Source organism: Marinobacter sp. bablab_jr008 (assembly GCF_016464145.1).
Classification (GTDB): Bacteria; Pseudomonadota; Gammaproteobacteria; order Pseudomonadales; family Oleiphilaceae; genus Marinobacter; species Marinobacter nauticus.
Genome location: NZ_JACDWW010000046.1, coordinates 128,786 through 155,651, shown reverse-complemented (window position 1 = coordinate 155,651; position 26,866 = coordinate 128,786). Strand labels below are relative to the sequence as shown.

The 26,866-nt window shown below is 54.5% G+C and carries 21 protein-coding genes; all 21 read left to right on the top strand.

Translation table 11 applies throughout. From position 1 onward, the window contains the following. Position 1: 1 nt before the first annotated feature. Positions 2–877 carry a ParB/RepB/Spo0J family partition protein gene (locus tag JIF53_RS04905; protein WP_199451962.1) on the top strand — a complete coding sequence of 292 codons (876 nt, stop codon included), beginning with the start codon at positions 2–4 and terminating at the stop codon, positions 875–877. Between the two features lie 217 nt (positions 878–1,094). Then, positions 1,095–1,487, top strand: coding sequence for an ATP synthase subunit I (locus JIF53_RS04900; protein WP_036149719.1), 393 nt, complete (start codon positions 1,095–1,097; stop codon positions 1,485–1,487). A 15-nt stretch (positions 1,488–1,502) separates the two neighbouring features. Beyond that, complete coding sequence (gene atpB, locus JIF53_RS04895; RefSeq protein WP_011787282.1) at positions 1,503–2,357, top strand: F0F1 ATP synthase subunit A; 855 nt, start codon at positions 1,503–1,505, stop codon at positions 2,355–2,357. Positions 2,358–2,411: 54 nt separating this feature from the next. Continuing rightward, positions 2,412–2,639, top strand: coding sequence for a F0F1 ATP synthase subunit C (gene atpE / locus JIF53_RS04890; RefSeq protein ID WP_014423137.1), 228 nt, complete (start codon positions 2,412–2,414; stop codon positions 2,637–2,639). An 86-nt stretch (positions 2,640–2,725) separates the two neighbouring features. Next, positions 2,726–3,196 carry a F0F1 ATP synthase subunit B gene (locus JIF53_RS04885; protein ID WP_011787280.1) on the top strand — a complete coding sequence of 157 codons (471 nt, stop codon included), beginning with the start codon at positions 2,726–2,728 and terminating at the stop codon, positions 3,194–3,196. Between the two features lie 12 nt (positions 3,197–3,208). Further along, positions 3,209–3,745, top strand: a complete 537-nt coding sequence (locus tag JIF53_RS04880; RefSeq protein ID WP_011787279.1) for a F0F1 ATP synthase subunit delta — start codon at positions 3,209–3,211, stop codon at positions 3,743–3,745. Between the two features lie 28 nt (positions 3,746–3,773). Continuing rightward, entirely contained in the window at positions 3,774–5,318 is a 1,545-nt protein-coding gene (atpA, locus tag JIF53_RS04875) for a F0F1 ATP synthase subunit alpha (RefSeq protein ID WP_199451955.1), read from the top strand. A gap of 70 nt (positions 5,319–5,388) precedes the next feature. Next, on the top strand, positions 5,389–6,252 hold the full coding sequence (atpG, locus tag JIF53_RS04870) for a F0F1 ATP synthase subunit gamma (protein WP_011787277.1): 864 nt from the start codon (positions 5,389–5,391) through the stop codon (positions 6,250–6,252). Between the two features lie 52 nt (positions 6,253–6,304). Beyond that, entirely contained in the window at positions 6,305–7,699 is a 1,395-nt protein-coding gene (gene atpD / locus JIF53_RS04865; protein ID WP_199451954.1) for a F0F1 ATP synthase subunit beta, read from the top strand. 38 nt (positions 7,700–7,737) lie between these two features. Further along, positions 7,738–8,160, top strand: a complete 423-nt coding sequence (locus JIF53_RS04860; protein WP_014423136.1) for a F0F1 ATP synthase subunit epsilon — start codon at positions 7,738–7,740, stop codon at positions 8,158–8,160. 151 nt (positions 8,161–8,311) lie between these two features. Next, positions 8,312–9,676 carry a bifunctional UDP-N-acetylglucosamine diphosphorylase/glucosamine-1-phosphate N-acetyltransferase GlmU gene (gene glmU / locus JIF53_RS04855; protein ID WP_199451953.1) on the top strand — a complete coding sequence of 455 codons (1,365 nt, stop codon included), beginning with the start codon at positions 8,312–8,314 and terminating at the stop codon, positions 9,674–9,676. A 29-nt stretch (positions 9,677–9,705) separates the two neighbouring features. Next, entirely contained in the window at positions 9,706–11,538 is a 1,833-nt protein-coding gene (gene glmS / locus JIF53_RS04850) for a glutamine--fructose-6-phosphate transaminase (isomerizing) (RefSeq protein WP_199451952.1), read from the top strand. Between the two features lie 94 nt (positions 11,539–11,632). Continuing rightward, on the top strand, positions 11,633–13,576 hold the full coding sequence (locus tag JIF53_RS04845; RefSeq protein WP_199451951.1) for an ATP-binding protein: 1,944 nt from the start codon (positions 11,633–11,635) through the stop codon (positions 13,574–13,576). A gap of 117 nt (positions 13,577–13,693) precedes the next feature. Next, the gene (locus JIF53_RS04840) at positions 13,694–17,929 is read left to right on the top strand and encodes an Ig-like domain-containing protein (RefSeq protein WP_199451950.1); all 4,236 of its coding nucleotides are present in this window, start codon (positions 13,694–13,696) and stop codon (positions 17,927–17,929) included. 10 nt (positions 17,930–17,939) lie between these two features. Further along, complete coding sequence (locus tag JIF53_RS04835) at positions 17,940–19,091, top strand: PQQ-binding-like beta-propeller repeat protein (protein ID WP_199451949.1); 1,152 nt, start codon at positions 17,940–17,942, stop codon at positions 19,089–19,091. Positions 19,092–19,117: 26 nt separating this feature from the next. Next, complete coding sequence (locus JIF53_RS04830) at positions 19,118–20,137, top strand: hypothetical protein (RefSeq protein WP_199451948.1); 1,020 nt, start codon at positions 19,118–19,120, stop codon at positions 20,135–20,137. Positions 20,138–20,417: 280 nt separating this feature from the next. Then, positions 20,418–23,045, top strand: a complete 2,628-nt coding sequence (locus JIF53_RS04825) for a LamG domain-containing protein (protein WP_199451947.1) — start codon at positions 20,418–20,420, stop codon at positions 23,043–23,045. After that, positions 23,045–23,827 carry a hypothetical protein gene (locus tag JIF53_RS04820; protein WP_199451946.1) on the top strand — a complete coding sequence of 261 codons (783 nt, stop codon included), beginning with the start codon at positions 23,045–23,047 and terminating at the stop codon, positions 23,825–23,827. The genes JIF53_RS04825 and JIF53_RS04820 overlap by 1 nt, the downstream gene beginning before the upstream one ends. Positions 23,828–23,843: 16 nt before the next feature. Beyond that, positions 23,844–24,179: a hypothetical protein gene (locus JIF53_RS04815; RefSeq protein WP_199451945.1), complete on the top strand. Its 336-nt coding sequence runs from the start codon at positions 23,844–23,846 to the stop codon at positions 24,177–24,179. A 262-nt stretch (positions 24,180–24,441) separates the two neighbouring features. Next, positions 24,442–25,947, top strand: coding sequence for a sodium/proton antiporter NhaB (gene nhaB, locus JIF53_RS04810; protein ID WP_199451944.1), 1,506 nt, complete (start codon positions 24,442–24,444; stop codon positions 25,945–25,947). Between the two features lie 131 nt (positions 25,948–26,078). Next, on the top strand, positions 26,079–26,858 hold the full coding sequence (locus JIF53_RS04805; RefSeq protein ID WP_228285466.1) for a substrate-binding periplasmic protein: 780 nt from the start codon (positions 26,079–26,081) through the stop codon (positions 26,856–26,858). The last annotated feature ends 8 nt before the right edge of the window (positions 26,859–26,866 follow it).

The following is a 26,866-nucleotide window of genomic DNA, read 5'->3' as shown; positions in this document are numbered from 1 at the left end:
CATGGCGGCGAAGAAGCGAGGCTTGGGCGAACGGGGACTGGGGGCACTGCTCCAGGGCTCGAAGGTGAATCTCAATCAGGAGACCAGTGATCACGATGGTGAACTGCGTGAGATCCCGGTCGACCTGATCCAGCGTGGTCGTTATCAGCCGCGCCGGGATATGGACCCCGCCGCTCTGCAGGAACTGGCAGACTCCATTCGTCAGCAGGGCGTGATGCAGCCGGTCGTGGTGCGTCCGGTTTCGGAAGGCCGTTATGAACTGATTGCCGGTGAGCGCCGCTGGCGTGCCACCCAACTGGCAGAACTGGACCGTATTCCCGCCATTATTCGCGATGTCCCGGATGAAGCCGCCATTGCGATGGCGCTGATCGAGAACATCCAGCGCGAAAACCTGAACCCCATTGAAGAAGCCTTCGCCCTGCAGCGCCTGCAGGACGAGTTCGGCCTGACCCAGGCTCAGGTGGCTGAGGCGGTGGGCAAGTCCCGAACCACCATCACCAACCTGTTGCGGTTGATCGGCCTGACCGAAGACGTAAGGGTAATGCTGGAGCATGGTGATCTGGAAATGGGCCACGGCCGCGCCATGCTCACCCTGCCGCCGGAACAGCAGATGCAGGTGGCCCGTCAGGTGGTGGCCAAATCGCTGTCGGTACGCCAGACTGAAGCACTGGTGCGCCGGGTTCAGCAGGAAAAACCGGAAGACAAAGACAACACCAAGCCGACTCTGGATCCGAACATTCGGGCCTTGCAGGACGATCTGTCTGACCGGCTCGGTGCCCGGGTGGCGATCAATCATGGTAAACGGGGTAAAGGCAAGCTGGTGATTGAGTACAGTTCACTGGACGAGCTTGACGGCATTCTGGGCCACATCCGTTAGTCGGCCCGATAAAACCTGAAAATCATCCTAAAGTCCCGTCTGGTGCCGGAAACACCACATGTGGTTGTGGCGATCGATGAGCAACACAACCTGTGTAAAACTTCAGATTTCGGCGGCAAAATCTGCTCACTTTTTCGCCAATTTTTCCGTGCGGTTATGTTGAACACCTATCGGTTAACACATATAATTCCGCGCGCTTGGAATGACAGCTGGTGATATGAACCGTTCTTCGAGAGCCATCACGTACGTACCACTTGGCAAGTGGTTGATTATAGAGATGGCGGTTCTGCTGATTCTGAGCCTGTTGTGGTTGTTGGAAAGTCGTTTGGCCGGGTATTCCGCCCTCATTGGCGGTCTTATTTTTGTCATACCAAACGCGTACTTTGCTCACCGCGCTTATCGTTATCAGGGTGCCCGACAGATGCACCTGGCAGTGAGCAACATATTCAGGGCAGAGAGCATCAAGCTGGCCCTTACCGCAGTGTTTTTTGCGGCCGTTTTCACTTTAATGGAGCCAGTCCACGTACCGGCTCTGTTATTCACTTTTGCTGTGATGGTTGTGTTGGGTACGGCATTGCGCTGGCTCATCCGGCCGCGACCACAGCGATGACTGGACGAGAGCAGTATGGCAGCTGATACCCCAGTAGAGTATATAAAACACCACCTCACCAACCTTACCTATGGCAAGCTCCCGGAAGGCTATGAGCGCGCGGATGGCAGTGTCGTGCAGGAGGCCACATGGACCTTCGCACGAACTGGTCAGGAAGCCACAGACATGGGCTTCATGGCAATCCACGTCGATACCCTCGGCTGGTCAATCGCCATGGGTATTCTGTTCCTGGGCCTGTTCCGCTTTGTGGCCAACCGGGTCACCGAAGGCACGCCGAGCGGCTTGCAGAACCTGATCGAGATGACCTTTGAATTTGTTCAGGGCATCGTGCGCGACGTTTTCCACGGCAAGAATCCGCTGATTGCGCCCCTGGCGTTGACGATTTTCGTCTGGATTCTGCTAATGAACATCCTGAAGCTGATCCCCATCGACTATATTCCGTCGATCGCTCACGCGCTGGGGCTTGAGTACTTCAAGATTGTTCCGACCACCGATCCGAATGCCACCTTCGGCATGTCGATTGGTGTGTTCCTGCTGATTCTGTTCTACAGCTTCAAGGTGAAAGGCGTCAGTGGTTTCAGTAAAGAACTGGCCTTCAACCCGTTCAATCATTGGATCATGATCCCGTTCAACCTGCTGCTGGAAATCCTGGCGCTGATCATCAAGCCAATCAGTCTGGCGCTGCGTCTGTTCGGTAACATGTACGCTGGTGAAGTTGTGTTTATCCTGATTGCGCTGTTGCCACTGTGGATTCAGTGGACGTTGAACGTTCCCTGGGCGATCTTCCACATCCTGGTTATTCCGCTTCAGGCCTTTATTTTTACGGTGCTCACTGTGGTTTACCTCAGCGCGGCACACGAAGATCACTGATTAACCCTTAAATAAACAAACCCTTAACTATCTGAAAAAACTGAGGAGTCTTCAATGGAAATGGTATTTATCGCAGCTGCGTTGATCATCGGTCTGGGCGCTCTGGGCGCTGGTATCGGTTTCGGTCTGCTGGGCGGCAAACTGCTTGAGTCCACTGCCCGTCAGCCGGAAATGGCCAACCAACTGCAAACCAAAGCCTTCATCATGGCTGGTCTGCTTGACGCGGTTCCCATGATCGGTGTTGGTATCGCGATGTACCTGATCTTCGTTGTTGCTGGTTAATTAAACCGAGAGCTGTGGGCGCCGGCTAAGGCCGCGCCCCTCCTTCCGGAAACCAGGACGCAACGAATAGCAAGAGGTATATCGCCGTGAATATAAACCTTACGTTGATAGGGCAATCGATTGCCTTCGCTATTTTCGTCTGGTTCTGCGTCAAATATGTATGGCCGCCGATTACGGCTGCCATGGAAGCGCGCCAGAAGAAAATTGCAGATGGCCTATCCGCGGCCGATCGGGCATCACTCGATCTCGAACTGGCCCAGGAAAAAGCCACCAAAGAACTGCAAAAGGCGAAAGAAGAAGCTGCAGCCCTGATTGACCAGGCCAACAAGCGTGCCGCCCAGATTGTGGAAGCCTCCAAAGAGGATGCCCGCAAAGAAGGCGAAAAGCTTATTGAGCAGGCCAGGGCGGAAATTCAACAGGAGCGTGTTCAGGCTCGCGACGCACTCAGAGCAGAAGTGGCCACCCTGGCCGTTGCCGGTGCCGAGAAGATTCTGGAAACCTCTGTAGACGCCAAAGCTCACAGCGAGATGCTGGAAAAGCTGGCCGCAGAACTCTAAACGAGGGTCATCATGGCAGAACTTACAACGTTAGCCCGACCCTACGCGAAGGCCGTTTTTGATGCCGCGCAGGACCAGAACGCCGTTGATCAATGGGATCAGGCTCTGGCTTTTGCCGCTCAGGTTGCGGCTGACCAAGAGGTAAAGAACATCCTGGCCAACCCCGGCCTGTCTGAGCAACGCAAGGCGGAACTCTTCGCAGAGTGTTTTGAAGAGCCGCTGCCTGAAGCACTCAGAAACTTCCTGTTGATTCTTGCTGAAAACAAGCGTCTGGCCCTGCTGCCGGAGATTTCTGCTCTGTTCCGTTTGTATCGTGCAGACCTCGAGAAGTCTGTACACCTGACAATCGATACCGCATTCGACTTGTCTGCAGACGAGCAGCAGAAACTGATCGACGCACTGTCCAAAAAGCTGGAGCGCAAGGTCGAACTCGAGACCACCGTGGATCAGTCCCTGATCGGTGGCGTGATCGTACGAACAGGCGACCTGGTTATCGACGCTTCAGTCCGTGGCAAGCTGGCCAGAATGGCCAGGGCTCTGGGCTCCTGATTTCAGCACAAGGTTTGAGGACAAAGGCATGCAGCAACTGAATCCATCCGAGATCAGTGACATCATCAAGAAGAGAATCGAGAAACTCGACATCTCTTCGGAAGCAAAGAACGAAGGTACGATCCTGTCTGTATCTGACGGTATCGTGCTGATCCACGGTCTGGCCGACGTTATGTACGGCGAGATGATTGAATTTGCCAACGGCACTTACGGCATGGCGCTGAACCTGGAGCGTGATTCTGTTGGTGCGGTTGTTCTGGGTGACTACGAAGGTCTGGCCGAAGGCCAGAAGGTACGTTGTACCGGTCGTATCCTGGAAGTACCCGTTGGTAACGAACTGCTGGGTCGTGTGGTTGACTCCCTGGGTAACCCGATCGACGGCAAGGGCGAGCTGGGCAACAGCCTGACCTCCCCGGTCGAAAAGGTTGCACCTGGCGTTATCGCCCGTCAGTCCGTTGACGAGCCGGTACAGACTGGTCTGAAAGCCATCGATACCATGGTTCCCATCGGCCGCGGCCAGCGTGAGCTGATCATCGGTGACCGTCAGATCGGTAAGACTGCGGTTGCGATCGACGCGATCATCAACCAGAAGCACACCGGCATCAAGTGTATCTACGTTGCCGTTGGCCAGAAGCAGTCTTCCATCGCCGCCGTTGTGCGCAAGCTGGAAGAGCACGGTGCTATGGACCACACCATCGTGGTTGCCGCTGGTGCCGCTGATCCGGCCGCCATGCAGTTCCTGGCGCCGTACTCCGGTACTTCCATGGGTGAGTTTTTCCGCGACCGCGGTGAAGACGCCCTGATCGTATACGATGACCTGTCCAAGCAGGCCGTTGCTTACCGTCAGATCTCCCTGCTGCTGCGTCGTCCGCCAGGACGTGAAGCATTCCCGGGTGACGTTTTCTACCTGCACTCCCGTCTGCTGGAGCGCGCGTCCCGTGTAAATGCGGACTACGTTGAGCAGTTCACCAACGGCGAAGTGAAAGGCAAGACCGGTTCCCTGACCGCCCTGCCAATCATCGAGACCCAGGCTGGTGACGTTTCTGCGTTCGTACCGACCAACGTAATCTCCATTACCGATGGTCAGATCTTCCTGGAAACCAACCTGTTCAACTCCGGTATCCGTCCGGCCATGAACGCCGGTATCTCCGTATCCCGGGTAGGTGGTGCAGCCCAGACCAAGATCATGAAGAAGCTCGGCGGTAACATCCGTCTGGCTCTGGCCCAGTACCGGGAACTGGCGGCGTTTGCCCAGTTCGCTTCCGACCTCGACGAAGCGACCCGTAAGCAGCTGGAGCACGGTCAGCGCGTCACCGAGCTGATGAAGCAGAACCAGTACAGCCCGATGACCGTTGCGGAAATGGGTACCGTACTGTTCGCAGCGAACGAAGGCTTCCTGGACGATGTGGATGTCAACAAGGTTGTGAAGTTCGAAGCCCAACTGCTGGACTGGATGCGGTCCGAGCAGAAGGAACTTCTGGACAAGATCGGCCCTGAAGGTAACTTCAACGACGACATCACTGCCGGCCTCAAAGCTGCTCTGGAGAAATTCAAGACCACTCAGAGCTGGTAAATCCAAAAGGCCCGCCGTTGTGCGGGCCTGCTGGTCCATTTGAGTGTCTAACTTGAAAAGGCAGTGACATATGGCCGTCGGAAAAGAAATACGTAACCAGATCGGAAGCATCAAGAGCACGCAGAAGATCACGTCTGCCATGGAAATGGTAGCCGCGAGCAAGATGCGTAAGGCTCAGGAGCGTATGCAGGCAACCCGCCCGTACGCTGAAAAGATGCGTCAGGTAATCGGACACATTGCGAAGTCCAATAAGGATTACCGCCATCCGTTCATGCAGGAGCGCGAGGTCAAGCGGGTAGGCTACATTGTGGTCTCCTCTGATCGCGGTCTTTGCGGTGGTCTGAACACCAACGCGTTCAAGCTGCTCGTCAGAGAAATGCGTGAATGGAAACAACAAGGTATTGAGACCGATATCTGCGCTATTGGCCAGAAAGGTGCCTCCTTCTTCCGAAACTACGGCGGAAACGTGGTGGCAGCCGTGACGCACCTGGGCGATAGCCCGAGTGCAGATCAGCTGATCGGTAGCGTCAAGGTGATGCTGGATTCGTTCGTGGAAGGCAAGATCGACCGCCTGTTCCTGATCAGCAACGAATTCGTCAACACCATGACCCAGAGCCCGAAGGCGCTGCAGTTGCTGCCGCTGCCGGAAGGCGATGATGAAGAAATCGGTCACCAGTGGGATTACATCTACGAGCCGGATTCCCGTCCGATCCTTGACGGGCTGATGCCACGTTATATCGAATCCCAGGTGTATCAGGGTGTGGTAGAAAATCTGGCCTGTGAGCAGGCTGCCCGGATGATTGCCATGAAGAGCGCGACAGATAACGCTGGCAGCATCATTGACGAGCTTCAACTGGCCTACAACAAGGCCCGTCAGGCAGCGATCACACAAGAGATTTCGGAGATTGTGAGCGGCGCGGCATCTGTTGGTTAACGCTCACAGACCTACTGGTTTTATTGACTATCAAGATAACGAGGAACCGAGCATGAGTAGCGGACACATCGTTCAGATCATTGGCGCGGTTATCGACGTGGAATTTCCACGTGACTCCGTTCCAAGCGTTTACGACGCACTGCTGCTTGAAGGTGGCGAAACAACTCTGGAAGTCCAGCAGCAGCTGGGTGACGGCATTGTTCGTACTATCGCCATGGGCAGCACTGAGGGCCTGAAGCGTGGCCTGAAAGCAGAAAACACCGGCAAGCCGATCTCTGTACCTGTTGGTACACAGACTCTGGGCCGGATCATGGACGTTCTGGGTCGTCCCATCGACGAACAGGGCGACATCGGCGAAGAAGAGCGCTGGGCTATCCACCGCAAAGCACCGGGCTATGCCGATCAGGCAGCGTCTGCCGACCTGCTGGAAACCGGCATCAAGGTTATCGACCTGATCTGCCCGTTCGCCAAGGGGGGTAAGGTTGGTCTGTTCGGTGGTGCCGGCGTAGGCAAGACCGTAAACATGATGGAACTGATCAACAACATCGCGAAAGAGCACTCCGGTCTCTCCGTATTCGCAGGTGTTGGTGAGCGGACCCGGGAAGGTAACGACTTCTACTACGAAATGAAGGAGTCCAACGTTCTCGATAAGGTTGCCATGGTTTACGGCCAGATGAATGAGCCCCCTGGAAACCGTCTGCGTGTGGCCCTGACCGGTCTCACCATGGCTGAGAAGTTCCGTGACGAAGGCCGTGACGTACTGCTGTTCGTTGACAACATCTACCGTTACACCCTGGCCGGTACCGAGGTATCTGCACTGCTGGGTCGTATGCCTTCTGCGGTAGGTTACCAGCCGACCCTGGCGGAAGAGATGGGTCAGCTGCAGGAGCGGATCACCTCTACCAAGACCGGTTCCATCACTTCTATCCAGGCGGTCTATGTACCGGCGGATGACTTGACTGACCCGTCTCCGGCCACCACCTTCTCGCACCTTGACGCGACCGTGGTACTGAGCCGTGACATCGCTTCCAAGGGTATCTACCCGGCGATCGATCCGCTTGACTCCACCTCCCGTCAGCTGGATCCGCTGGTGATCGGTGAGCAGCACTACAACGTTGCCCGTGGTGTTCAGAACGTTCTGCAGCGCTACAAGGAACTGAAAGACATCATCGCGATCCTGGGTATGGACGAGCTGTCTGAAGAAGACAAGCTGATCGTATCCCGCGCCCGTAAGATCGAGCGTTTCCTGTCGCAGCCGTTCCACGTTGCTGAAGTATTTACCGGTTCTCCGGGTAAGTACGTGTCTCTGAAAGAGACCATCGCCAGCTTCGAAGGCATTCTCAACGGTGACTACGACGACATGCCGGAGCAGGCGTTCTACATGTGCGGCGGCATCGAAGAAGCGATTGAGAAAGCTAAGGCAATGAAAGAGAAGGAAGGTAAGTAAGACACCTTTTTTCCTTTCAGACCCAAGAGGCGTAAGAAATGGCTATGACCGTACATTGTGACGTCGTAAGTGCCGAGGAAAAAATCTATTCGGGCCTGGTGGAGATGTTGATCGCCACCGGTACCGAAGGTGAGCTTGGCATCCAGTATGGCCATGCTCCGCTACTGACCGAGCTGAAGCCCGGCGCAGTGCGGATCATCAAGCAGGGTGGCAGTGAGGAAATTCTGTACGTATCCGGTGGTTACCTGGAAGTACAGCCCAATCTGGTTACCCTGATGGCCGACACCGCCGTTCGTGCAAAGGATGTGGACGAAGCAGCGGCCCTGGAAGCCCAGAAGCAAGCCGAGAAGGCACTGGCGAACAAGACAGGCGAGTTCGAGTACTCGCGTGCTGCTGCCGAGCTGGCCGAAGCGGCCGCTCAGCTGCGCACCATCCAGAAGCTGCGCAAGCACCTGCGTTAAAGCAGAGCCTGTGTCAGCGCCCGGATTGGCCTGACAGTGAACCGCATCCTCAGGTGGAGGGCCCGGTATTCCGGAAACGGAGTGTCGGAGATTCCACCGGGACGCGGTTTTTTCATTTATGGACGTTTTGAATACCGGAGCTGATTGCCCCATGAGCCCGTTACACGTTGTGATCCTGGCCGCCGGCCAGGGCTCCCGCATGAAATCCTCCCTGCCTAAGGTGCTGCATCCGGTGGCGGGTAAAGCCATGCTGCACCATGTGGTTGATACCGCAAAACAACTGGGCGCGGAGAAAATTCACACGGTGATTGGTCACGGAGCCGATCAGGTTCGGGCGTCTCTGGAAGACGACTCGGTGAACTGGGTATTGCAGACCGAGCAGCTGGGTACCGGCCATGCCGTGGCCCAGGCACTGCCAGCCCTGCCGGATGATGCCCGGGTGCTGGTGTTGTACGGTGATGTTCCTCTGACTCGCAAAGACACTTTGGAATCCATGGTCGCCGACCTGGATGAACGCAACCTGGCCCTGCTGACGGTGGATATGGACAACCCCCACGGTTATGGCCGGATCGTTCGCAACGAGCAAGGCCTGGTTCAGGCCATCGTTGAGCAGAAGGACGCGACCGCTGAACAGCAGCAGATTCAGGAAGTGAACACGGGCATTCTGGCAGTCTCAGCCAGTCACCTGAAGCAATGGCTGCCGGCACTGTCCAACAGCAATGCTCAGGGCGAGTATTACCTCACCGATATTATTGCGATGGCCGTCGACCATGGCTTGTCGGTAACCGTATCCCAGCCCTTGAACCCGTTTGAGGTTCAGGGCGTGAACAACCGCCTGCAACTGGCGGAACTGGAGCGCTGGTTCCAGCGTCAGCAAGCCGAGCGTTTGATGACTGAGGGTGCATCCCTGGCGGACCCGGCCCGCATTGATGTGCGTGGCGAACTCACCATTGGTAATGATCTGTGGATAGACGTGAATGCCGTCTTTGAAGGCCGGGTAAGCCTCGGCAGCAACGTCGTGATCGGACCTAACTGTGTGATCAAAGACGCCACCATCGCTGACGGTGCAGAGATCAAGGCAAACAGCGTGATTGAAGGTGCGGTAGTGGGCGCCAACGCCCAGATCGGGCCATTCGCGCGTCTGCGTCCGGGCACTGAACTGGCCGCCAACACCAAGGTTGGCAATTTTGTCGAAACCAAGAAGGCCGTGGTGGGTGAGGGCAGCAAGATCAATCACCTCAGTTACGTTGGTGATGCCTCACTGGGCCGTAATGTGAATGTGGGTGCAGGTACCATCACCTGCAATTATGATGGTGTGAACAAACACCAGACGGTATTGGGCGACGGGGTATTTGTCGGCTCCAATACCTCATTGGTCGCGCCGGTGAAGGTAGCGGAGCAGGCCACCATTGGTGCCGGGTCGACCATTACTCGGGATATCAGCGAAGGGGAGCTGGCGGTGGCCCGTGGCAAGCAGCGCAACATCGCCGGCTGGGAACGGCCGAAAAAAGCGTAACCAACGATTAACGAACAGGTGATAACAGCATGTGTGGGATTGTAGGAGCGGTATCTGAACGGGATGTCCAGGGTATTCTGCTGGAGGGCCTGCGCCGCCTGGAATACCGGGGGTACGACTCCGCCGGCATGGCCGTCATCAATGCCGAACATCAGGTTCAGCGTGCCCGGGAAGTCGGCAAGGTTGCGGCCCTGGCTGATGCCATTGAAGCGAACCCCCTGGCTGGTCACCTGGGTATTGCCCACACTCGCTGGGCCACCCACGGCGAGCCCTCGCAGGTCAATGCCCATCCCCATATGTCCGGCGAGCGGCTGGCCATCGTCCATAACGGCATCATCGAGAACTACCAGGAACTCCGGGATGAACTCAGGGCCGAGGGTTTTGAGTTCACTTCCCAGACCGATACCGAGGTGGTCGCGCACCTGATCGAGAAATACTTCCGTGAGCAGGGCAAACCCTATGAGGCGGTAAAGGCGGCCATTCAGCGTCTGCGCGGTGCCTACGCCCTGGCCGTTGTTCATGCTGATGAGCCGGATCACCTGGTGGTCTGTCGGGAAGGCAGCCCTTTGGTGGTAGGCGTCGGTATTGGCGAGAACTTTATCGCGTCCGACCAGCTGGCCTTGTTGCCGGTGACCGACCGCTTCATGTTCCTGGAAGAGGGCGATATCGCCGATATCCGCAAGGACAGTATCCGCATCCACGACCGCAGCGGTCAGTCGGTGGAGCGGACGATTACCCGTTTTGAACACGGTGCTGACTCTGCGGACAAAGGAGAATACCGCCATTTCATGCTCAAGGAAATCTACGAGCAACCGAAAGTGATCAAGGCCACCATGGAAGGCCGGATTACCGACAGCCGGGTTCTGGAGCAGGCGCTGGGAACCGACGCGGCTAACCTGCTGGATAATGTGCGTCACGTTCAGATCATCGCCTGTGGCACCTCTTACCACGCCGGCATGGTGGCCCGCTACTGGATTGAGGAGTTGGCCGGGGTGCCCTGTTCGGTGGAAGTGGCCTCCGAGTTTCGGTACCGCAAACACGTGATTCAGCCCGACACCCTGTTCCTGTGTATTTCCCAGTCCGGTGAAACTGCCGACACCCTGGCGGCGTTGCGCCAGGCGAAACAGGCGGGCTTCCGCGCGGCTCTGGCCATCTGCAACGTGCCGGGCAGTTCCCTGGTGCGGGAATCCGATCTGGTGATCATGACCCAGGCCGGCCCGGAAATTGGTGTGGCGTCGACCAAGGCGTTCACCACCCAGCTGACCGCCTTGCTGATCTTCACCCTGGCCCTGGCGCGCCATAATGGCCTGAGTGAAGAGAAAGAAGCAGACATCGTTGCCGCCATTCATCAGTTGCCCAAGCAGGTGAGTGATGTCCTCGCCCTGGATGCCGACATTGAAGAGATGTCCAAGGCGTTTATGGACAAGAACCATAGCCTGTTCCTGGGCCGTGGCTCCCAGTTCCCGGTGGCGATGGAAGGGGCCCTCAAGCTCAAGGAAATCTCTTACATCCACGCCGAGGCCTATCCCGCCGGCGAGCTCAAACACGGTCCGCTGGCCTTGGTGGACAGTGAAATGCCGGTAGTCACGGTGGCACCGAACAACGACCTGGTGGAAAAGCTGAAATCCAATCTGGAGGAAGTTCGCGCCCGTGGCGGTGAGCTGTTCGTGTTTGCCGACAAGGCGGCGGACGTGAAGCCGGAAGAAGGCATCCACGTGATGCAACTGCCGTCCGTGCACGAGATCACCGCGCCCATCGTGTACACCGTACCGCTGCAGTTGCTGTCTTATCACGTGGCGGTGTTGAAGGGTACGGATGTGGACCAGCCGCGGAACCTGGCCAAGAGTGTGACGGTGGAATAACTCGTCTTATCTGAAGCCAAAAAGAAGCCCTGATGCCGCAGTAACTCACGAGCACGAGCCGAGAAAAATTCAGTACCAGGGAGGCTGATCGCCGATGCACGAATTTACTGCCGAAGAGTTGCTGGAACAGCTGCAACTACTGGATGAGTGCCCTCGTATTGAAGCCAAAAAGGGGAGTGATATCGGTGATTCCGTGATGCAGACGGTCTGTGCCTATGCCAACGAACCGGGTCTAGGTGGCGGGTATTTGCTGCTGGGTGTTTCGGAGCCGGACGATGAGCACAGGCAGTTTTATGTTTCCGGTATTAACAATGGTGATCAGATACTAGGGCAGCTGCAAACCAACTGTCGAGAACAGTTTGAGCAGAGTATCCCGGTTTCGGCAGAAACCGTGCAGCTACAGGGTAAGACCGTGATTCTGGTGTTTGTCCCGGAGCTTGAGCCGGTTGCGAAGCCCTGTGCTTTCAAAGGTAAATTCGATAAGAAAAACAAACGCAAAACTGGTGTCTGGCGTCGTGGCCTGAACGGCGATTACGAGTGCACCCAGGCCGAGCTGGAACCCCTGCTGTTGGCCAAGAGTGGTTTGGGGTTTGAGCAAGTCGTATTGCCGGGTGCGGAATGGGATGACCTCGACCCGGATGTTATTGTCCTGTATCGCCAGTTACGGGCACGAGTGCGCCCTCATGCCGAGGAGCTGCAGGTCAGTGATCAGGAGATGTTGCGCGCACTGAATCTGGCTAAAAAGCACAACGGTGAATGGCTGCCAAATGTCGCCGGATTATTGCTGATGGGCAAGCCACTAGCGTTGAGGCGTTTGTTGCCCTCGGTGCGTGTGGACTATGTGCGCATCAGTGGCACCCAGTGGGTTGAAGACCCTGAGCAGCGTTTCCAAACCACGCTGGATTTACGTGAGCCATTGTTACGCCTGATCCCGAAACTCGAAGCCACGATTCTGGATGATTTGCCAAAGCACTTCCGTCTGGATGAAGGCAGTACCCAGCGTAGTGATCAACCGCTGTTGCCGCAAAAAGTGGTGCGGGAAGCGGTAGTGAATGCCCTAATGCATCGGGATTACCAAGTGCAGCAGCCGATTCTAGTGGTGCGATACAGCAATCGCATCGATATTCGTAATGCGGGCTATTCGCTGAAGCCGGAAGCTATGCTGGGCGAAATGGGGTCTAAACTGCGTAACCCAGTATTGGCTGCAGTGTTGTATGACCTGAACTTTGCTGAAACTAAAGGATCGGGTATCCGTACCATGCGTTCTTTGTTGCAGCAGGTCGGCTTAGCTGCTCCGGTGTTTTCAAGCCATGTGATAGCCAACGAATTTCAGGCGACCTACCTGCTGCACCAGCTATTGGGTGAGGATCAGCTTGCATGGTTGAGCCAGTTCAAATACCTGCAGTTAACCAACGATGAGGCCAGGGCCCTGATTCTGGCGAAGGAGACAGGTGCGGTTGATAATGCTGGCCTGCGTGCAGTGACCGGGCTGGATACCTTATCAGCCAGTCAGGTGTTGGGACGTTTGCACCATCAACATGGTTTGTTGGTAAAAGGGGGAGCAGGCCCCGCAACATACTATCAGCTAGCCGACCGGCCATTGGACTCTGGTGAATTACCCTTATTTGGAAGCCAGGAAGCGGCAAATACGAGTGACTTGGGAGCAAATACGGGTGACCTCGGTGCAAATGAGGGTGACCTCGGTGCAAATGAGGGTGACCTGCCCGGTGCTTTGGCTCTTCGAATAAAGGAACTCACCCCAAAAACACGCAAGGATAAACTTTGGCCGGTGATTCTGTGGCTGTGTGCGCTACGACCCTATAAAGCAGAACAATTGGCCAGTCTGCTGGGCGGACGTTCAGTCAAGTCGCTCAAAAGTACTCATCTGAACGTTCTGCGTGAGCGAGAAAAGATGCTGGCTTATCTCTTCGCCGAAGTGGTGAATCATCCGGATCAGGCGTATCAAACCACAGAAAAAGGTATCCAGTGGTTGCGAGAGCAAGGCATTGATCCAAATTGGGAAAATGTAAATAGATAATGATCTTTTCTCTGAACGACTGATGAAGACGAGTCTCAGCTGGTAATGCGGGAGCTGGGTGACATAGGCTGCACTACCGTCTGCCGCCAGACCCAGATCCTTCAGCTTAACGATGGCTTGAGCAACCCCGAACACTACTACATTCACGTCATCGGTAAGGCCAAGAACCAGGAAGCCTGCACTGGCGGCAGCTGTGCCGATTTCGATTACCTGGGCTCCGATGTGGGTGTATCCGCGCCCTTGGATACCCGGCCACGTTACATCGCCCCCATCCTCACCCCACACTATGATGAGGAACAGCACTGGCTGGCTTACCGCGAGTACCGCCGCCTGCTCAAGGCCGGGGAAGACCCGGACACCGCCACGCCACCGGACACCGGCGTTGATCCCATCCGCCCGGTGCCCACCTACACCTGGAATCACCGGCCGGAATACCAGTTCAGCCGTTACAGCCTGGAAATCGATGAGATCAACCGGGTGGACATCGACCCGGATACCGGCGCCGAGACCAAAGAAGACATCTACGACACTGACACCCCGGTTATCGGCTCCAGTGATGACCTGATCGAAGTGCTCTATTCACTGATCGGCCCCGAGTTCGACCGCCTTACCCCCATCGACGGCGGCCAGAACCTAATCCTCGCCATCGGCGAACACGAAACCCGTATTGAGGTGGGGGAAGACAATACTTTGCGCTTCGATAATATCGAACATCTGGCGGGTCTCGACCCGGAGGATTTCCTGTCGATGCGGCTGTATCTGAACCAGGATGCGGGGAATATTCTTTGGGAATATGCGCTTGGTTCCGAACCAGCACTACTGCCGCTGGATGGGTTCGTGAATGCAGATCAGCCCGAAGTTGAAATGCTGGCCTATCTCCCGCAGTCCGCTTCAAAAGAGCAAAGCGTTAAATTGCGCTGGATTGTGGAAGGTAATGGAACAGTGGAAAAAGCGCTTACGGAGTCTGTAAGCGGTGCTTTTGCCAATACTCTAACGACTACCAACACCGCAGGCCACACGATATACGTTACTTTACAGGTGGTTGAGTCTGACAATCCGGCCGTGCAGGTGGGTACAAGCAAACGCTTCGGCCCCTTTAACGTTATCGCAGGGGCGCCGGCCAGAATCGAGCTGAACACACCGAATGCCGAGTTGCTGGTCTCCGGTGTCGATACGGCGACTGTTACGGCAAACGTCTACGATGCCCAGGGTAATCCTGTGGCAGACGGAACCCCTGTAGATTGGAAGCTGACAGGTGATGGCGAATTCCGTGTGTTGGGAAGTCGCACCGAGAATGGCCAGGCGACCGTTGAATATGAAGTTGGGAAAAATCTCAATCCAAGCGACATTGTTGCCACGTCGGATCGGGCAAGACAGAGTCTCACCGTCGAAAAACGCCCCCTCGAAGTATCATTGAATGCCGACAAGACGGTTTTGGCCGCTGCAAGCAATGACACGGTCAACCTCACCGTATCGGTCAATGAGGCCCCCTCAAAGCCTGTCACGGTGAACTGGTACAGTAGCCGAGGCCACCTTATCGGCGACAGTACACTGACGGGCACCACCGCATCAGCCTCATTGCGGGCCAGTGAGCTTCCTGGCGATGGCTTTGTTGCTGTAAATATCGCCGGTGTCCGTAAGGAAGTTGCAATTGAACATCGCGCAGCGTCGCTGGGCAGTGTTCAGCTAAGCCACAACGCCATCGTTGGCGCTGCTGAGGGAACATTCTCTACCGTTGAAACACTCTACGGTTCCGAATCCTACGCCAATGTGACGGAAACGACCGCCACAGTGCGGGGGATTCCAGGTACTTCGTTTACCCTCCGAGCGGGTGGTTTCTACACACCCAACTCCCTCCCGGTATTGAATCTGGCGATGAACGAGCTGGAGAGTGAGCCCGTCGATCCCAGGCCTTACATCTATGACTACCAGACCGGTCAAAAGGCGTATGCCGATGGTGAGGTCGATATTGATCGGACCCATTCTTACACCATGCCAGGCGCAAGCTTGAAAATGGCCGGCGGTCACCTGACTGTCAGCAACACGCCGGAACTCAACATAACCGATAACCTATACGTGAATCTCCGGGTTCGCCCGGGACTGGCGGCCGATTCCGAGGACGTAAGCACACTGGCCCGACAGGGTAACTCCGAGGGCGATGCCTACGCGCTTGAGTTGGTTAAGGCTGGGTCCGAGTATAAGGTTCGTGCACGAGTAACGACCGATTCTGGCACCTATACCGTTACCTCAAGCCAACTCATCTCAGAGGAAGAATGGGCGATTGTCGGTATTACGTTCAGTGGCGGGGCGTTGACCATTGGCGTCAACCATAGTCGGGACGAAGTCAATGCGACTGGTAGCCTCCTACACCAGAGTTTTGGCAGCAGGCTGTCTTTGGGCGAAAGCTATATAGGACACCTGGATGACGTGAGAGTGGGGCACGATACAGGAGCCCGCGCTCTGGTTGCTCTGGGGGATGGTGCTCCAGAAACGAGTGTAACCATTGGTGCTGACGGTACCGCGACAGTATCGATCAAATCCACGGGGACCCATACCCCGATTGGCCAACGCATCGGCCTTACGGCCACCTACGTCACGGAAACAGGCCAGCTCAAGACCCGGGAACTGCGTATCGCCCGGCGGGTACTTGCACCACTGATGACACTCCTGGCCGGTGAGAAAGCCTACGCTCAAGGCGTTGATACCACATCTGTACAGGAATACGAGGATGGCGTCGCGGTGGTGAACCAGGGCCATTTTGCCCAGACCGTGGAATTGATGAAGCAGTCTGGCGCTGTGGTATGGGATTACACGAAGCAGGCACTGGAGTTTCTGTACGAAATGAGTGGCTTTGCCGATCTTTACACGATTGGTAAAGCCATCTACCTATGGCTGGATGACCGCTTTGATGAAGTAGACAAGTTCGATCTGGTGTTTGCGGGAGTTGGGTTGACCCTCTCCGTTGTGGCCATTGTCACGTCACCAACGGGTGCGGGAACCGGGGCAGCGCTGTCATTGAAAGCTGCCCTCAAGGGGTTAAAGGCAACGCTGAAAGAACTCGTTGCTGATCCGGCGCTGCTGCTGAAGGCAGGTGGTGTCACTGTAACCTGGACGTTGGGGCTCCTAAAAGAGTTTGTGTCGGGTAATGCTGCGTCCGCGGCAAAGCGTCTGACAGATCTGGGTGATCTCTTTGTGCACATGCTATCGAGCGGTGGCCAGGCTACATTGCAGCTGTTCACAACAATTGTGGATAGCGCGCAAAGCTTCAGTCGGTTGATGAGATTGTTTGTCCAATCGCGACGGCTAGACTGCGGTATTGCAGATGCGGATGGTATTACAGGCCAGCCCCCGCAATGGCTGATTGCCAGACTGACGGGTGCCGGTTCCCTGATCCCCGTTGGTACAGCTTATGCGGATACCACAGGCTGTGTCACAAGCAGTATCCAGGCCATTAAAGACAAAATTCTGGATAGTGGTCGTTATGGTAACCGTGCCCAGAGAGTTGCAGACGAAGTCGCCGACATTGTAGGTTTCATGGGCACATACGACGTCAAGCTTACGGCAGATAGTATCGAACGATTAGGAGATCTCGCGGACGCGAATCTGAGCGACTCCATTCGACAGTTCCTGGAGCATGCCGCGGATGCCAGCAACGGCTCCATGAAGACCTTTATACTGCGGGAAGGGAACTCCACAGCCGGACTGGGACGTGTTGTTAACGATGGGCAAAACATGAATGTGATGGACCATCTGCTGGAAGCGGTTGCAAACGTTCCGGGAGATTTGCCGGATGCCCAGCAGTTTATGAAAGGGTTGACCATCAGAAACGATGCGGCAATCCGTGGTGTATACGGTGAAGCCTCGTCGGTCAGGACGGTCATGGAACGGTTCTCGGCAATTTCGGACAATCAGCCTGTCAGGCTGATCCAGTCGACCGACTGGGTAAAGGTTAAGAGAAGAACAAAAGCAGGCGAGTCGTACGAACAAACCGTCCAGGGGATTGATCAGGTTTATGAACTTGGTGATTCTAGGCGGAAGTTATACGTAGAAAGTAAACTATTAGGGGCGGGTAAATATAACCAAGAGGCTTTGGAAGAGCAGTTCAGAAAGCACTTGGAGACGAAGATTCTTTACCAATTCAGAGATGAAGGATTTGGGACGGGAGTGCCGCTGATACATTACGAACTGAGAGGTTCGTCGTATACAAGTACCGCGGTACAAGATCTCAAGGACGCCTTTTCCCGGATATGTAAGGAACCAAAATATAGGACCATTAGGGGGGCCGGCTTTGATTGTGACCAAAATATTTCAATAGAGGCCTTCCCGAACACCATCAATCCATTTATTAACTAATGGGGGGGCTGTGAAGAATTTTCTGAAATATCCGAACAATTTAGACGGCAGTGGTGGAGTTGAATTTGGAGGTGTTCCGAGAACTCAAAGAGCAGTGGGGGATGGTGCTTTTTTCGACGCATATGCCTTTGAAGGTCAGTTCTTTTATTTCATCGATATGGATAACGATGAGTTGCGCCGATGCGACGTAACGTTGAGCGGCGAAGATCTGGGGGTCAGCCTCAAAGGGATCTTGGAATATGCTAGTAGCATAGTTCTTGCTGATGGCTTGATATTCACCGGTGCGCATATTTTCAACGGACGTGATCTCTCTCTTCAGTGGTCAGTCTTGGATAGCTTGCTTGAAATGGAAACGTCTGATGTTGAAGATCTAAAAAAGACGATGTCCGAAATTGCGGAGGTAGGGTATAGCGACGGTAAGTTTTATCGTGTTTACGATAAAGCTCGACCTGAGCTCGGTTTACTGGAAATTGACCCCGAGAGCCGCTCAATAAGTCGTATTTATATCCCGTCGAGCAGTTTTGTGTTCTTGAATGACGAGAGTATTGTCTCGCAGTTCGGACATAATTTGGCGAGGTTTCAACGAGACGGGTATCTTTCCTGGGAGTTTGGGTTTGAATTTAGAGAATCATATAAACTAGAACGATCGATTGGCTTTTCGGTGCTTGGTGAGAAAGTACTTGGTTATTCGACGCAGGGTGAGTGCGTTGTTCTGGATACTTCAAGTGGCTCGGTTATTTGGAGTTTTCAGCTTAGGGATGTGATTGACTGGGAATATCCGGAAGAAAGCGTAGTCATCGCTGGAGTCGTAACAAATGAGCGAGTCGCGATTTTCAAAGTAAGAGGCGGCGCTCAATGTATTTTCGCAGTGGATCTCTCTGATGGTGCTCTCCTGTGGCTCGAAAAAGAAGAGAGTTTTACGCTGAAGATCGGCCACTGTATTGCAGGAGATCTTTTGTTTACCAAAGTGGCTGGTAGCGAAACCTATCCATATGCGCTCGACTGTTATACGGGTGAAACTGTATGGAGCGAGAAATCCACTAAGCGTGATTTTGCGATATGTGTTGCATCTAACAGGCATGTTCTCTATTTGACAACGTACTTTGATGGCATTGCTTTTGATTGGAATGATCCTTACGTCTCGCCCCACCGGCCACAATGATATTTCCGTATCAGAAAAGGATTTGCATGGAAATTCGTGCACAAACTGTTTTCCCATTGCTCAAAACACGGTCCTGGGCTCAAGAACGGGCTCTTGAGTGGCTTCCGTTTTCGTCTGCTGATGAACAAAACGATCATTCCCCTGTCATTGTAGTTTCAATTGATGATGGAGAGACATTGGCCTATCTGCCTGAGGGGGGATTTGAAGGGGAGACTAGAGACGAGATTTTTGGTCATGCCTTCAATAACCTCTCTAGAAAAGTTGGTAAACTTTCGTGGCAGACGCTGGATTTCTCCGAGAAATTACCGGCCATGCGGGCACTCTCCCTTGGAGGAGATTTCTATGCCTCCGAGGCTCTGTTAGTCGATGAGAAGATCGATGAGGCTCTTGAGCGATTGGGTGCGAAAAAGCTGCTTGTATGCAGGCCGGTCCGAGGTCAATTGCTGGCGATAGCTCTCGATGATAACAATACGTCGGCGGTCCAAACGTTTCTGTCAGCATGCGCTAGCCATTTTAAGGAAGCTCAGGCGAGAGATGACCAGGTCGCCCTCGATTTCAGGAGTTGGGTGATAGAGGAAGGTCAGTCACCCCAACCGTACATTGACGTTCTGGTTCAAAGTAGCCAAGAGGAACTTCCGGCCGAACAGAATCTATATACTCCTGTTCAGATAGGTGTGGCGTCTTTCTTTGGAACCGCCCTTGCTGGATTTTATATGCTGTACTCCAATTACCAGAGTGTAGGCAAACCAATTTTGGCTAAGCGGGTGACACTGTCAGCAGTGTTCATCATGCCACTGTTAATGATGGCGGTGATCCTAACGCCAGGTGGTACCTATGATCGGTTATTTCCGGTGGCAAGCGGTCTTGTTATGGGCGTGATCGCGAATCGAGCTCAGGGTTCAATGATTCAGGATGCTCTACGGTCCCGATCTGTTTGCAAGCAATCTTTCCTGCGAGCCTGTCTGGTTACGATCCTTAGTTTGCTGTGTGTATTCCTCTCTCTGTTGGGAGCAGTCTCGATGGGTGTTGTTCCCGAGTCTTGGTAGAGATCTCCCCCATAACCAGAAAGCCTTTACTAGCGGCAGCTGTGCCGATTTCGATTTCCTGGGCTCCGATGTGGGTGTATCCGCGCCCTTGGATACTCGGCCACGTTACATCGCCCCCATCCTCACCCCACACTATGATGAGGAACAGCACTGGCTGGCTAGCCTTGAGTATTGTCGCTAGTTCAAGGCCGGTGAAGACCCGGACAGATTCAGCTTCGCGAACTGGAGGTTAATAAGGCATTGGTGGCGAGGGCGACCGCAACGGCTGGCTTCCTCAGCTATGGCCGATACCGCTCGTCACCAATCACCCTGTCGCATAAGGTCAGCGAAACAACCCGCGCCTGCGCTTGGAAAGCAGAATGACCTGGGCTTCTCCCTTGACCTTAAACCCACCAACGCCGGCGGGGTTCTGGTCGATCTTGGCAATGGCGCTCAAAAACTGACCCAGACCAGTTCCGGGAGTCTCGTATATGAGATCCGCACCACCAACGGCACCTACAGCGTTGAAAGTGAACCTCTGGCCGACCATCAGTGGCACCGCGTAGCGGCACGCTACCACAACGGACAGATCGAACTGTGGGTAGATGGCGATACCCACTCGGAAACGGCCAACGGCAATCTGGTGCACAACACCGCTGCCACCCGCCAACTCGAGGTGGGTAAAGGGTTTGACGGCCAGCTCAACAGCCTGAAGTGGTTCGATTGGACCTCGCAACCGGTCATGACCTTCGACGACGGCAGCGTTGAAAAGACGGTGACCGTCGGCGCAGATGGCTACACCGAAATGACGCTCCAAAGTACCGGGGTCATGGGCGCGGGCGGCAGCGAACTGATGACCCAGCGCATCGCGGTTCATACCGACAAGGTGCGCCAGTACGCATCACTGGTGTCGCGTGAAGCCTTCGCGACCCTGGCCGGTCAGTATGCTGATACCCTGGACAACTCCGCGCCACCCATCAACGTAGCCGGGCTGGATCCGAACTACCAGCCGGTCTCCCTGCCGTTTGTATCGAAGGCGTATGCGGCGGATGGCGAGAGCAGCTTCGCCTGGAGCCTGATCAACTGGTTCATCCCCATCGAAGATTTCGGCATTGTGCTGGATCAGCTCGGCTACCTGGTTAGCGATCCGGAGAAGTTCGATGGTATGGAATTCACCATTGCCCTGGTGAACACCGTCACCATTTTCCCGCCGGCCAAGCCGCTGAAGTTGTTTACCACGCCGCTGAGGGCCATGTTCCGGTCCCTGGACAAGGTGAACCCGAAGTTTGCCAAACACTTCGCGGGCTACCTTGGGAAAGTGGTGCAGAAGGCAAAGAAGGGCGATTTTGATACCCTCTGGAATACGTTGCCCTTCCTGGTGTTGGCTGCGGAACTCTACAGCGACCCGGACGCCCGCGAAGGACTGGAGTTCCTGTTCAGTACGGTAGACAGTGCCGATGATGTGCTGTCCTGGGTGAATTACCTGGGCTTGCCGGCTAACGGCTGGGAAGGTGAAGGCGAGCCGCCAACGGTGCCGGCGTTTGGGGATGATCCGCAGGTTTCTCAGAACCTGCCGTTGGAATGGTTGGTGCCGAAGGCGCAGGCAGCACCGGTGGTCAGTGCTGCACGGATTACCAAAGAAGTATTGGGGAATGTATTGCTTCGTGTTAAGGCTCATGTTGGAGCCGAGGCGGCAAAAGATATACCTAAAGGCTTGAAAGTTCTGCGCGAGTCTTTGCAAAAAGCGGATGCAAGATCACTTCGAAAGCATGTCTTCAGCGATGAATTAATCAGTGTTGCTGGTGGTGCCATGATGAGGCGAGCAGGCATCCAGGCCATTCGCAACCTAACTACAGGGGCGAAAAACACGCGCTATTCTATTCCAGCCGTGGTAGCAATGATGGCCTACCTCGAATATGAAAATTCATGCGGCAGAGCATTGCAGGAGGAGGCAGAGCTGGGAAACCCGGACGCGACGCCACCGCTTGAGCCAGTGGAAAAAGAAAGCGAACGTCTCAACTGCGACGGTAAGGGTTTCGACAAGAATATTCGCCGTCTGGTTTACTCCAAGATTCAAACCGCCTTCGCAGATCGCGGGGATCGTAATCTCAAAGAGGAAAATCCGAGTAAAGGGGACAGGTTTGTGCTCTTTGGTAGTGGACACGGTGCACTGTTCCACTTGGAGCAATTGGCCTATTACCAGGCTAAGTACCGGCTGGATTCCAAGGAGAGAGTGAAGGGCAGCGATGCGTTTCGGTATGTGGCATTTTTTGATGATGAAGATGATAAACCCCAAGGAGCCGGACAGCAGCTTTTGGAGAATGATGTGATTCGTCGAGAGCGTTACGTGGATATAGTGCTTGAAGATGATTCGGGGCGGGAAACCTGGATCGAGCTCAAGTCATATGCTGCTAAAAGCCAAGCAAATCGCACCGAGTTGGATATCGGGAAGATCGGCAACTGGCGACTGGGAGCGTCTGATCGAAAGCCCAAGACAGGGTATTTCCCAAGTCTGCATCGGCAGTTTGTGATTGATCGAACAGCGAATTATTTGGGAGGAGCTTGGTTGGCCAAGAATCAGTCGGCTGAAAATGAAGTCAATGTAGTGGTACCTGTTAAAGATTTTCAATGGAAATTCCAGAAGTTTTCAGTAGACAACCGCCGAACCAAGCGGAAGCAGTACAGTCCTGGTCTTGGGGCTGAGGGCTCAAAAGGAACCATTCGGGAGCGGTTAGCCAGGCTGCCCAAATACAATAATGACCAAAATGAGCTGGTAGAGGTCTCGATGGGGCGTCGTGAAATGACGGGCATGTCGCACCATGTAATCGATTCAGGTATTGCAGCGACGCTGAAAGAGGTTCTTCCGGGGCTGGGCTTTGAAATGATCGAGGAGGCCGTCGAAGATGTGGTTATTGAGGACATAAATTAATGGATCGAGAAACTTATACCCTAAAAACGAATCGAGAGAATCAATGGGCTCTGCTAGAAGATAGGCTCGGGAAGGGAGGGGAGACAAAGAAAAGGATCAAAATATGTAAGAATTATTTTTTCGATAACAATGTTATAGGTAACGAAAGCTTCGATTGGTTTTATCGGTTTAGGTATTACTACAACCCCACTTTTGAAGGGTGGCAAAAGCTGTTCGACGAAGATATTGAAGAGACTCTTTCCGACCAAGATTTCAAGACCCTGAACAACATGTTCTGCGGCCAGCTCGCTGATTACTATTTCTGTATCGAAGACCAGGATTACTATTTCAAGAGCACTTTTGGCGATGTGTATGACAAAGGACAGAAGTTTCCGTTGCGTATTAACAGAGAGCCTGGTTTTCGGACTATTTCGATCACCGAAAATGCAATTTTTCTGCAACTCGTTAACCGGATGTCGAAATGGCTTAAGGCAAAGGATTCTAAAGAACAAGGCATAGCCCGATTTAATGAACGGTACTTTGAATCCCTGCTTCCCGTCATTGATACGGCTCCGTTTATTGCCGGAACTGAGATCCCGCGTGAAACGTCTGATGGTAGTGCCAAACCCGATATAATCCGTGCCGGGTTAAGAACGATCCTGAAGTTTTCAATCGAACAACCTGAGACCGAAGCCGGTAAAGAGCGATTCGAAGCTGCACGACGTCTAACAGAGATCCTGATGGATTATGCGGATGACTTGGGAGACTTGCGCGCTTTGTATGCGGAAGCGAAGCGTTCTTGATTTAGGAGGGCGGCATATGAGTATGTCCGTGGAATTTCAGTTTCAAACCTCACGACGCGAAGAGTGGGCCCAAACTCTGGAAGGCTTGGGCCGTGGCGAAACCGGTGCTCTCTTCCAGGATCGCATGGATGTCTTCGGTGAAGCGGTTGCCGCCCAGTTGGAGGAAATGCTGGAACGCTGGCCTGCGGAGTACTTCCTGATAGAAGGGTACCACCGGGACGGAGACCACTTCCGGGTGGAATTCGTGGCAGGGCCAGAGGCTGAAGAATTTGCTCAGCAAATGTGGCACTTGATGGAGGCCTGTAAGGTTAAGGGGCTGAGTTGCCGGGGTATTGATTTGAGTGGAGATTAGGCCGTGACGGTTATTTGTTCAGGAAGTTACCTCATTAATTGAGAAATCGGTTAAAATACCGTCGCCGTTTCGGCAGTAATTAAGTAGTATTACTTAAATTTCTTGTGGTGCCTGGCTCTATCTCGCCTTCTTTTTGTTATTAAGACCAAAAGTAGACTGAAATTCGTACCTTCGGACCATACTCCGGTACGTAAATATCAAGGAAGATGCGGGTCTTCTGGCGCACAATACCAACAAACCGATTTCTCAGAAGATGTCTGTAATGCCCACGACTGTTATCTCCGGCTTTACCCATAATTTCCTTGGCAAGGCACCTGTCTGGTACAAGCAGGTCATTCTGCTGTTTCTGGTCATCAATCCGATTGTCATGTATCTGCTTGGGCCCGGCGTGGCGGGTTGGCTGTTGATCGGTGAGTTTATTTTTACGCTGGCGATGGCGCTGAAATGTTACCCGCTGCTCCCGGGTGGCTTGCTGGCGGTGGAGGCCCTGCTGATCGGGCTGACGTCAGCGGATGCGGTGTACCATGAGGTCCTGACCAATTTCCCGGTCATCCTGCTGCTGATGTTCATGGTGGCGGGTATTTACTTCATGAAAGAACTGCTGCTGGTCACCTTCACCCAGATTCTGGTGGGGGTCCGGTCCAAGTCGGCGTTGTCCCTCCTGTTTTGTGGTGCGGCTGCCGTACTTTCGGCGTTTCTGGATGCCCTGACCGTCACCGCCGTCATTATCAGCGTTGCGGTGGGGTTCTTCTCGGTCTATCACAAGGTGGCATCCGGCAAGGGCTACCAGCAGAAAGACCACAACACCAACAGCGACGATGAAGTGATTGAGCTGCACCGGGAAGATCTGGAAAACTTCCGGGCCTTTCTTCGCAGCTTGCTGATGCACGGTGCCATTGGTACTGCCCTGGGCGGCGTGGCCACCATGGTGGGTGAGCCCCAGAACCTGTTGATTGCCAAGGTGGTTGGCTGGGATTTTGCCGGCTTTTTCCTGCACATGGCGCCGGTCAGCGTCCCGGTATTGTTTGCGGGCCTGGCCACGTGCTGGGCGCTGGAGAAACTGCGCTGGTTTGGATATGGCGGTCGACTGCCCAAGCCGGTGCGCCGGGTGTTGGAAGAGTTCGCTGATAATGAAAAGGCTCGGCGCACCAAGTCTGATCAGGCGGCGCTCTGGATTCAGGCGGTGGCTGCGGTCATTCTGGTGTTTGGTCTGGCATTCCACATCGCCGAAGTAGGATTGATTGGCCTGCTGGTGATTATCCTGATTACCTCCTTTACCGGCGTGACGGACGAACACCAGATTGGCAAGGCGTTCCAGGAATCCCTGCCCTTTACCTCATTGCTGGTGGTGTTTTTCGCCGTGGTGGCGGTGATTCACGAGCAGCACCTGTTCAAACCGATCATTGATTACGTACTGGCGCTGCCTGAAGGCCAGCAGCCGGGCATGTTCTTCATTGCCAACGGTCTGTTGTCGATGATCAGCGACAACGTGTTTGTGGCCACGGTTTACATCAGCGAAGTGAAACAGGCGCTGGACGCCGGCAGTATCAGCTACGAGCACTTCCAGACCCTGGCGGTGGCCATCAATACTGGTACCAACCTGCCCAGCGTGGCTACACCCAATGGCCAGGCGGCGTTCCTGTTCCTGCTGACCTCAGCCATTGCGCCCCTGGTGCGGTTGTCCTACGGGCGCATGGTGATCATGGCGTTGCCTTACACCATCGTGATGGGGGGCGTCGGTCTGTACATGGTCACCCACGCGTTCTGAGTCATGGTTTTGCATATTTCACCGCACAGTTTTCATAGGATCTGTTAACCTTCAGGTAAACAGATAAAAGAAAAGCGGTATACATGCGCAGTTGCCAACAACCCCAATCGATCCTTTCGCGCGCCTGTCTGATGGCGCTTTTTCTTGTTCTGGTTTTCTCCTATTTGTTCTATCCCACCGCTGTCCGTGCCTCAGAGGCGGAGGCTATTGTCGATAAAGCCATACGGGTTGCTTATGTCGAGTTTCCGCCGGTCACTTATCGGGATGACAGGGGCGAGCCCGCCGGAGAGTTTGTGGACATCACCCGCAAGGTGGCGGCAGAGGCGGGTTACCAACTGGAATTTATCTACCTGCCGGTGGCACGCACCTACCTCTATCTGAAAAACGGCACGATCGATTTGTGGATGGGGCTAACCGACATTCCCGCTTTAAAAGACGACATTCTCGAAAGCTGGATCAGCCCGATTCCGGTGGAACTGAGCGCGTGGTATCTGGAAGGCCTGCCGCCAGTGGATCATATGGATCGCCTGCGCAACAAAACCGTGATTCTGATCGGCGGCTATACCTACGCCGGCCTCAGAGACTGGCTGACCTCCCAGCCCGATATCCAGATTACCGAAGCACCGAACCATCGCTCCGGCCTCAACATGCTCAAGCGTCATCGCGGCGATTACCTGCTGGACTACCGGCAACCGGTGCAGGAAACCCTGAGCCGGACGACAGATGCCGAGATTCGCGAATCGGAAATGCGCAGCCGCAATGGCGCCTGGCTGTTTTCCCTGGCCAATCCGCGTGCGGCCATTCTACGTGAGGCCTTTGACGACGCTTACCTGCGCCTGGCCGAAAAGGGCGAAGTACCGCCGGTGCGACGGTTTCAGCAAACCTATTTGGTGCCTGGATTTCCGGAGTAGTACCGGTA

Coding starts and splice junctions, on each gene's coding strand:
- JIF53_RS04905 (WP_199451962.1), top strand. CDS start 2: ATGGCGGCGAAGAAGCGAGGCTTGGGCGAACGGGGACTGGGGGCACTG.
- JIF53_RS04900 (WP_036149719.1), top strand. CDS start 1,095: ATGAACCGTTCTTCGAGAGCCATCACGTACGTACCACTTGGCAAGTGG.
- atpB (WP_011787282.1), top strand. CDS start 1,503: ATGGCAGCTGATACCCCAGTAGAGTATATAAAACACCACCTCACCAAC.
- atpE (WP_014423137.1), top strand. CDS start 2,412: ATGGAAATGGTATTTATCGCAGCTGCGTTGATCATCGGTCTGGGCGCT.
- JIF53_RS04880 (WP_011787279.1), top strand. CDS start 3,209: ATGGCAGAACTTACAACGTTAGCCCGACCCTACGCGAAGGCCGTTTTT.
- atpA (WP_199451955.1), top strand. CDS start 3,774: ATGCAGCAACTGAATCCATCCGAGATCAGTGACATCATCAAGAAGAGA.
- atpG (WP_011787277.1), top strand. CDS start 5,389: ATGGCCGTCGGAAAAGAAATACGTAACCAGATCGGAAGCATCAAGAGC.
- atpD (WP_199451954.1), top strand. CDS start 6,305: ATGAGTAGCGGACACATCGTTCAGATCATTGGCGCGGTTATCGACGTG.
- JIF53_RS04860 (WP_014423136.1), top strand. CDS start 7,738: ATGGCTATGACCGTACATTGTGACGTCGTAAGTGCCGAGGAAAAAATC.
- glmU (WP_199451953.1), top strand. CDS start 8,312: ATGAGCCCGTTACACGTTGTGATCCTGGCCGCCGGCCAGGGCTCCCGC.
- glmS (WP_199451952.1), top strand. CDS start 9,706: ATGTGTGGGATTGTAGGAGCGGTATCTGAACGGGATGTCCAGGGTATT.
- JIF53_RS04845 (WP_199451951.1), top strand. CDS start 11,633: ATGCACGAATTTACTGCCGAAGAGTTGCTGGAACAGCTGCAACTACTG.
- JIF53_RS04830 (WP_199451948.1), top strand. CDS start 19,118: ATGGAAATTCGTGCACAAACTGTTTTCCCATTGCTCAAAACACGGTCC.
- JIF53_RS04825 (WP_199451947.1), top strand. CDS start 20,418: ATGGCCGATACCGCTCGTCACCAATCACCCTGTCGCATAAGGTCAGCG.
- JIF53_RS04820 (WP_199451946.1), top strand. CDS start 23,045: ATGGATCGAGAAACTTATACCCTAAAAACGAATCGAGAGAATCAATGG.
- JIF53_RS04815 (WP_199451945.1), top strand. CDS start 23,844: ATGAGTATGTCCGTGGAATTTCAGTTTCAAACCTCACGACGCGAAGAG.
- nhaB (WP_199451944.1), top strand. CDS start 24,442: ATGCCCACGACTGTTATCTCCGGCTTTACCCATAATTTCCTTGGCAAG.
- JIF53_RS04805 (WP_228285466.1), top strand. CDS start 26,079: ATGGCGCTTTTTCTTGTTCTGGTTTTCTCCTATTTGTTCTATCCCACC.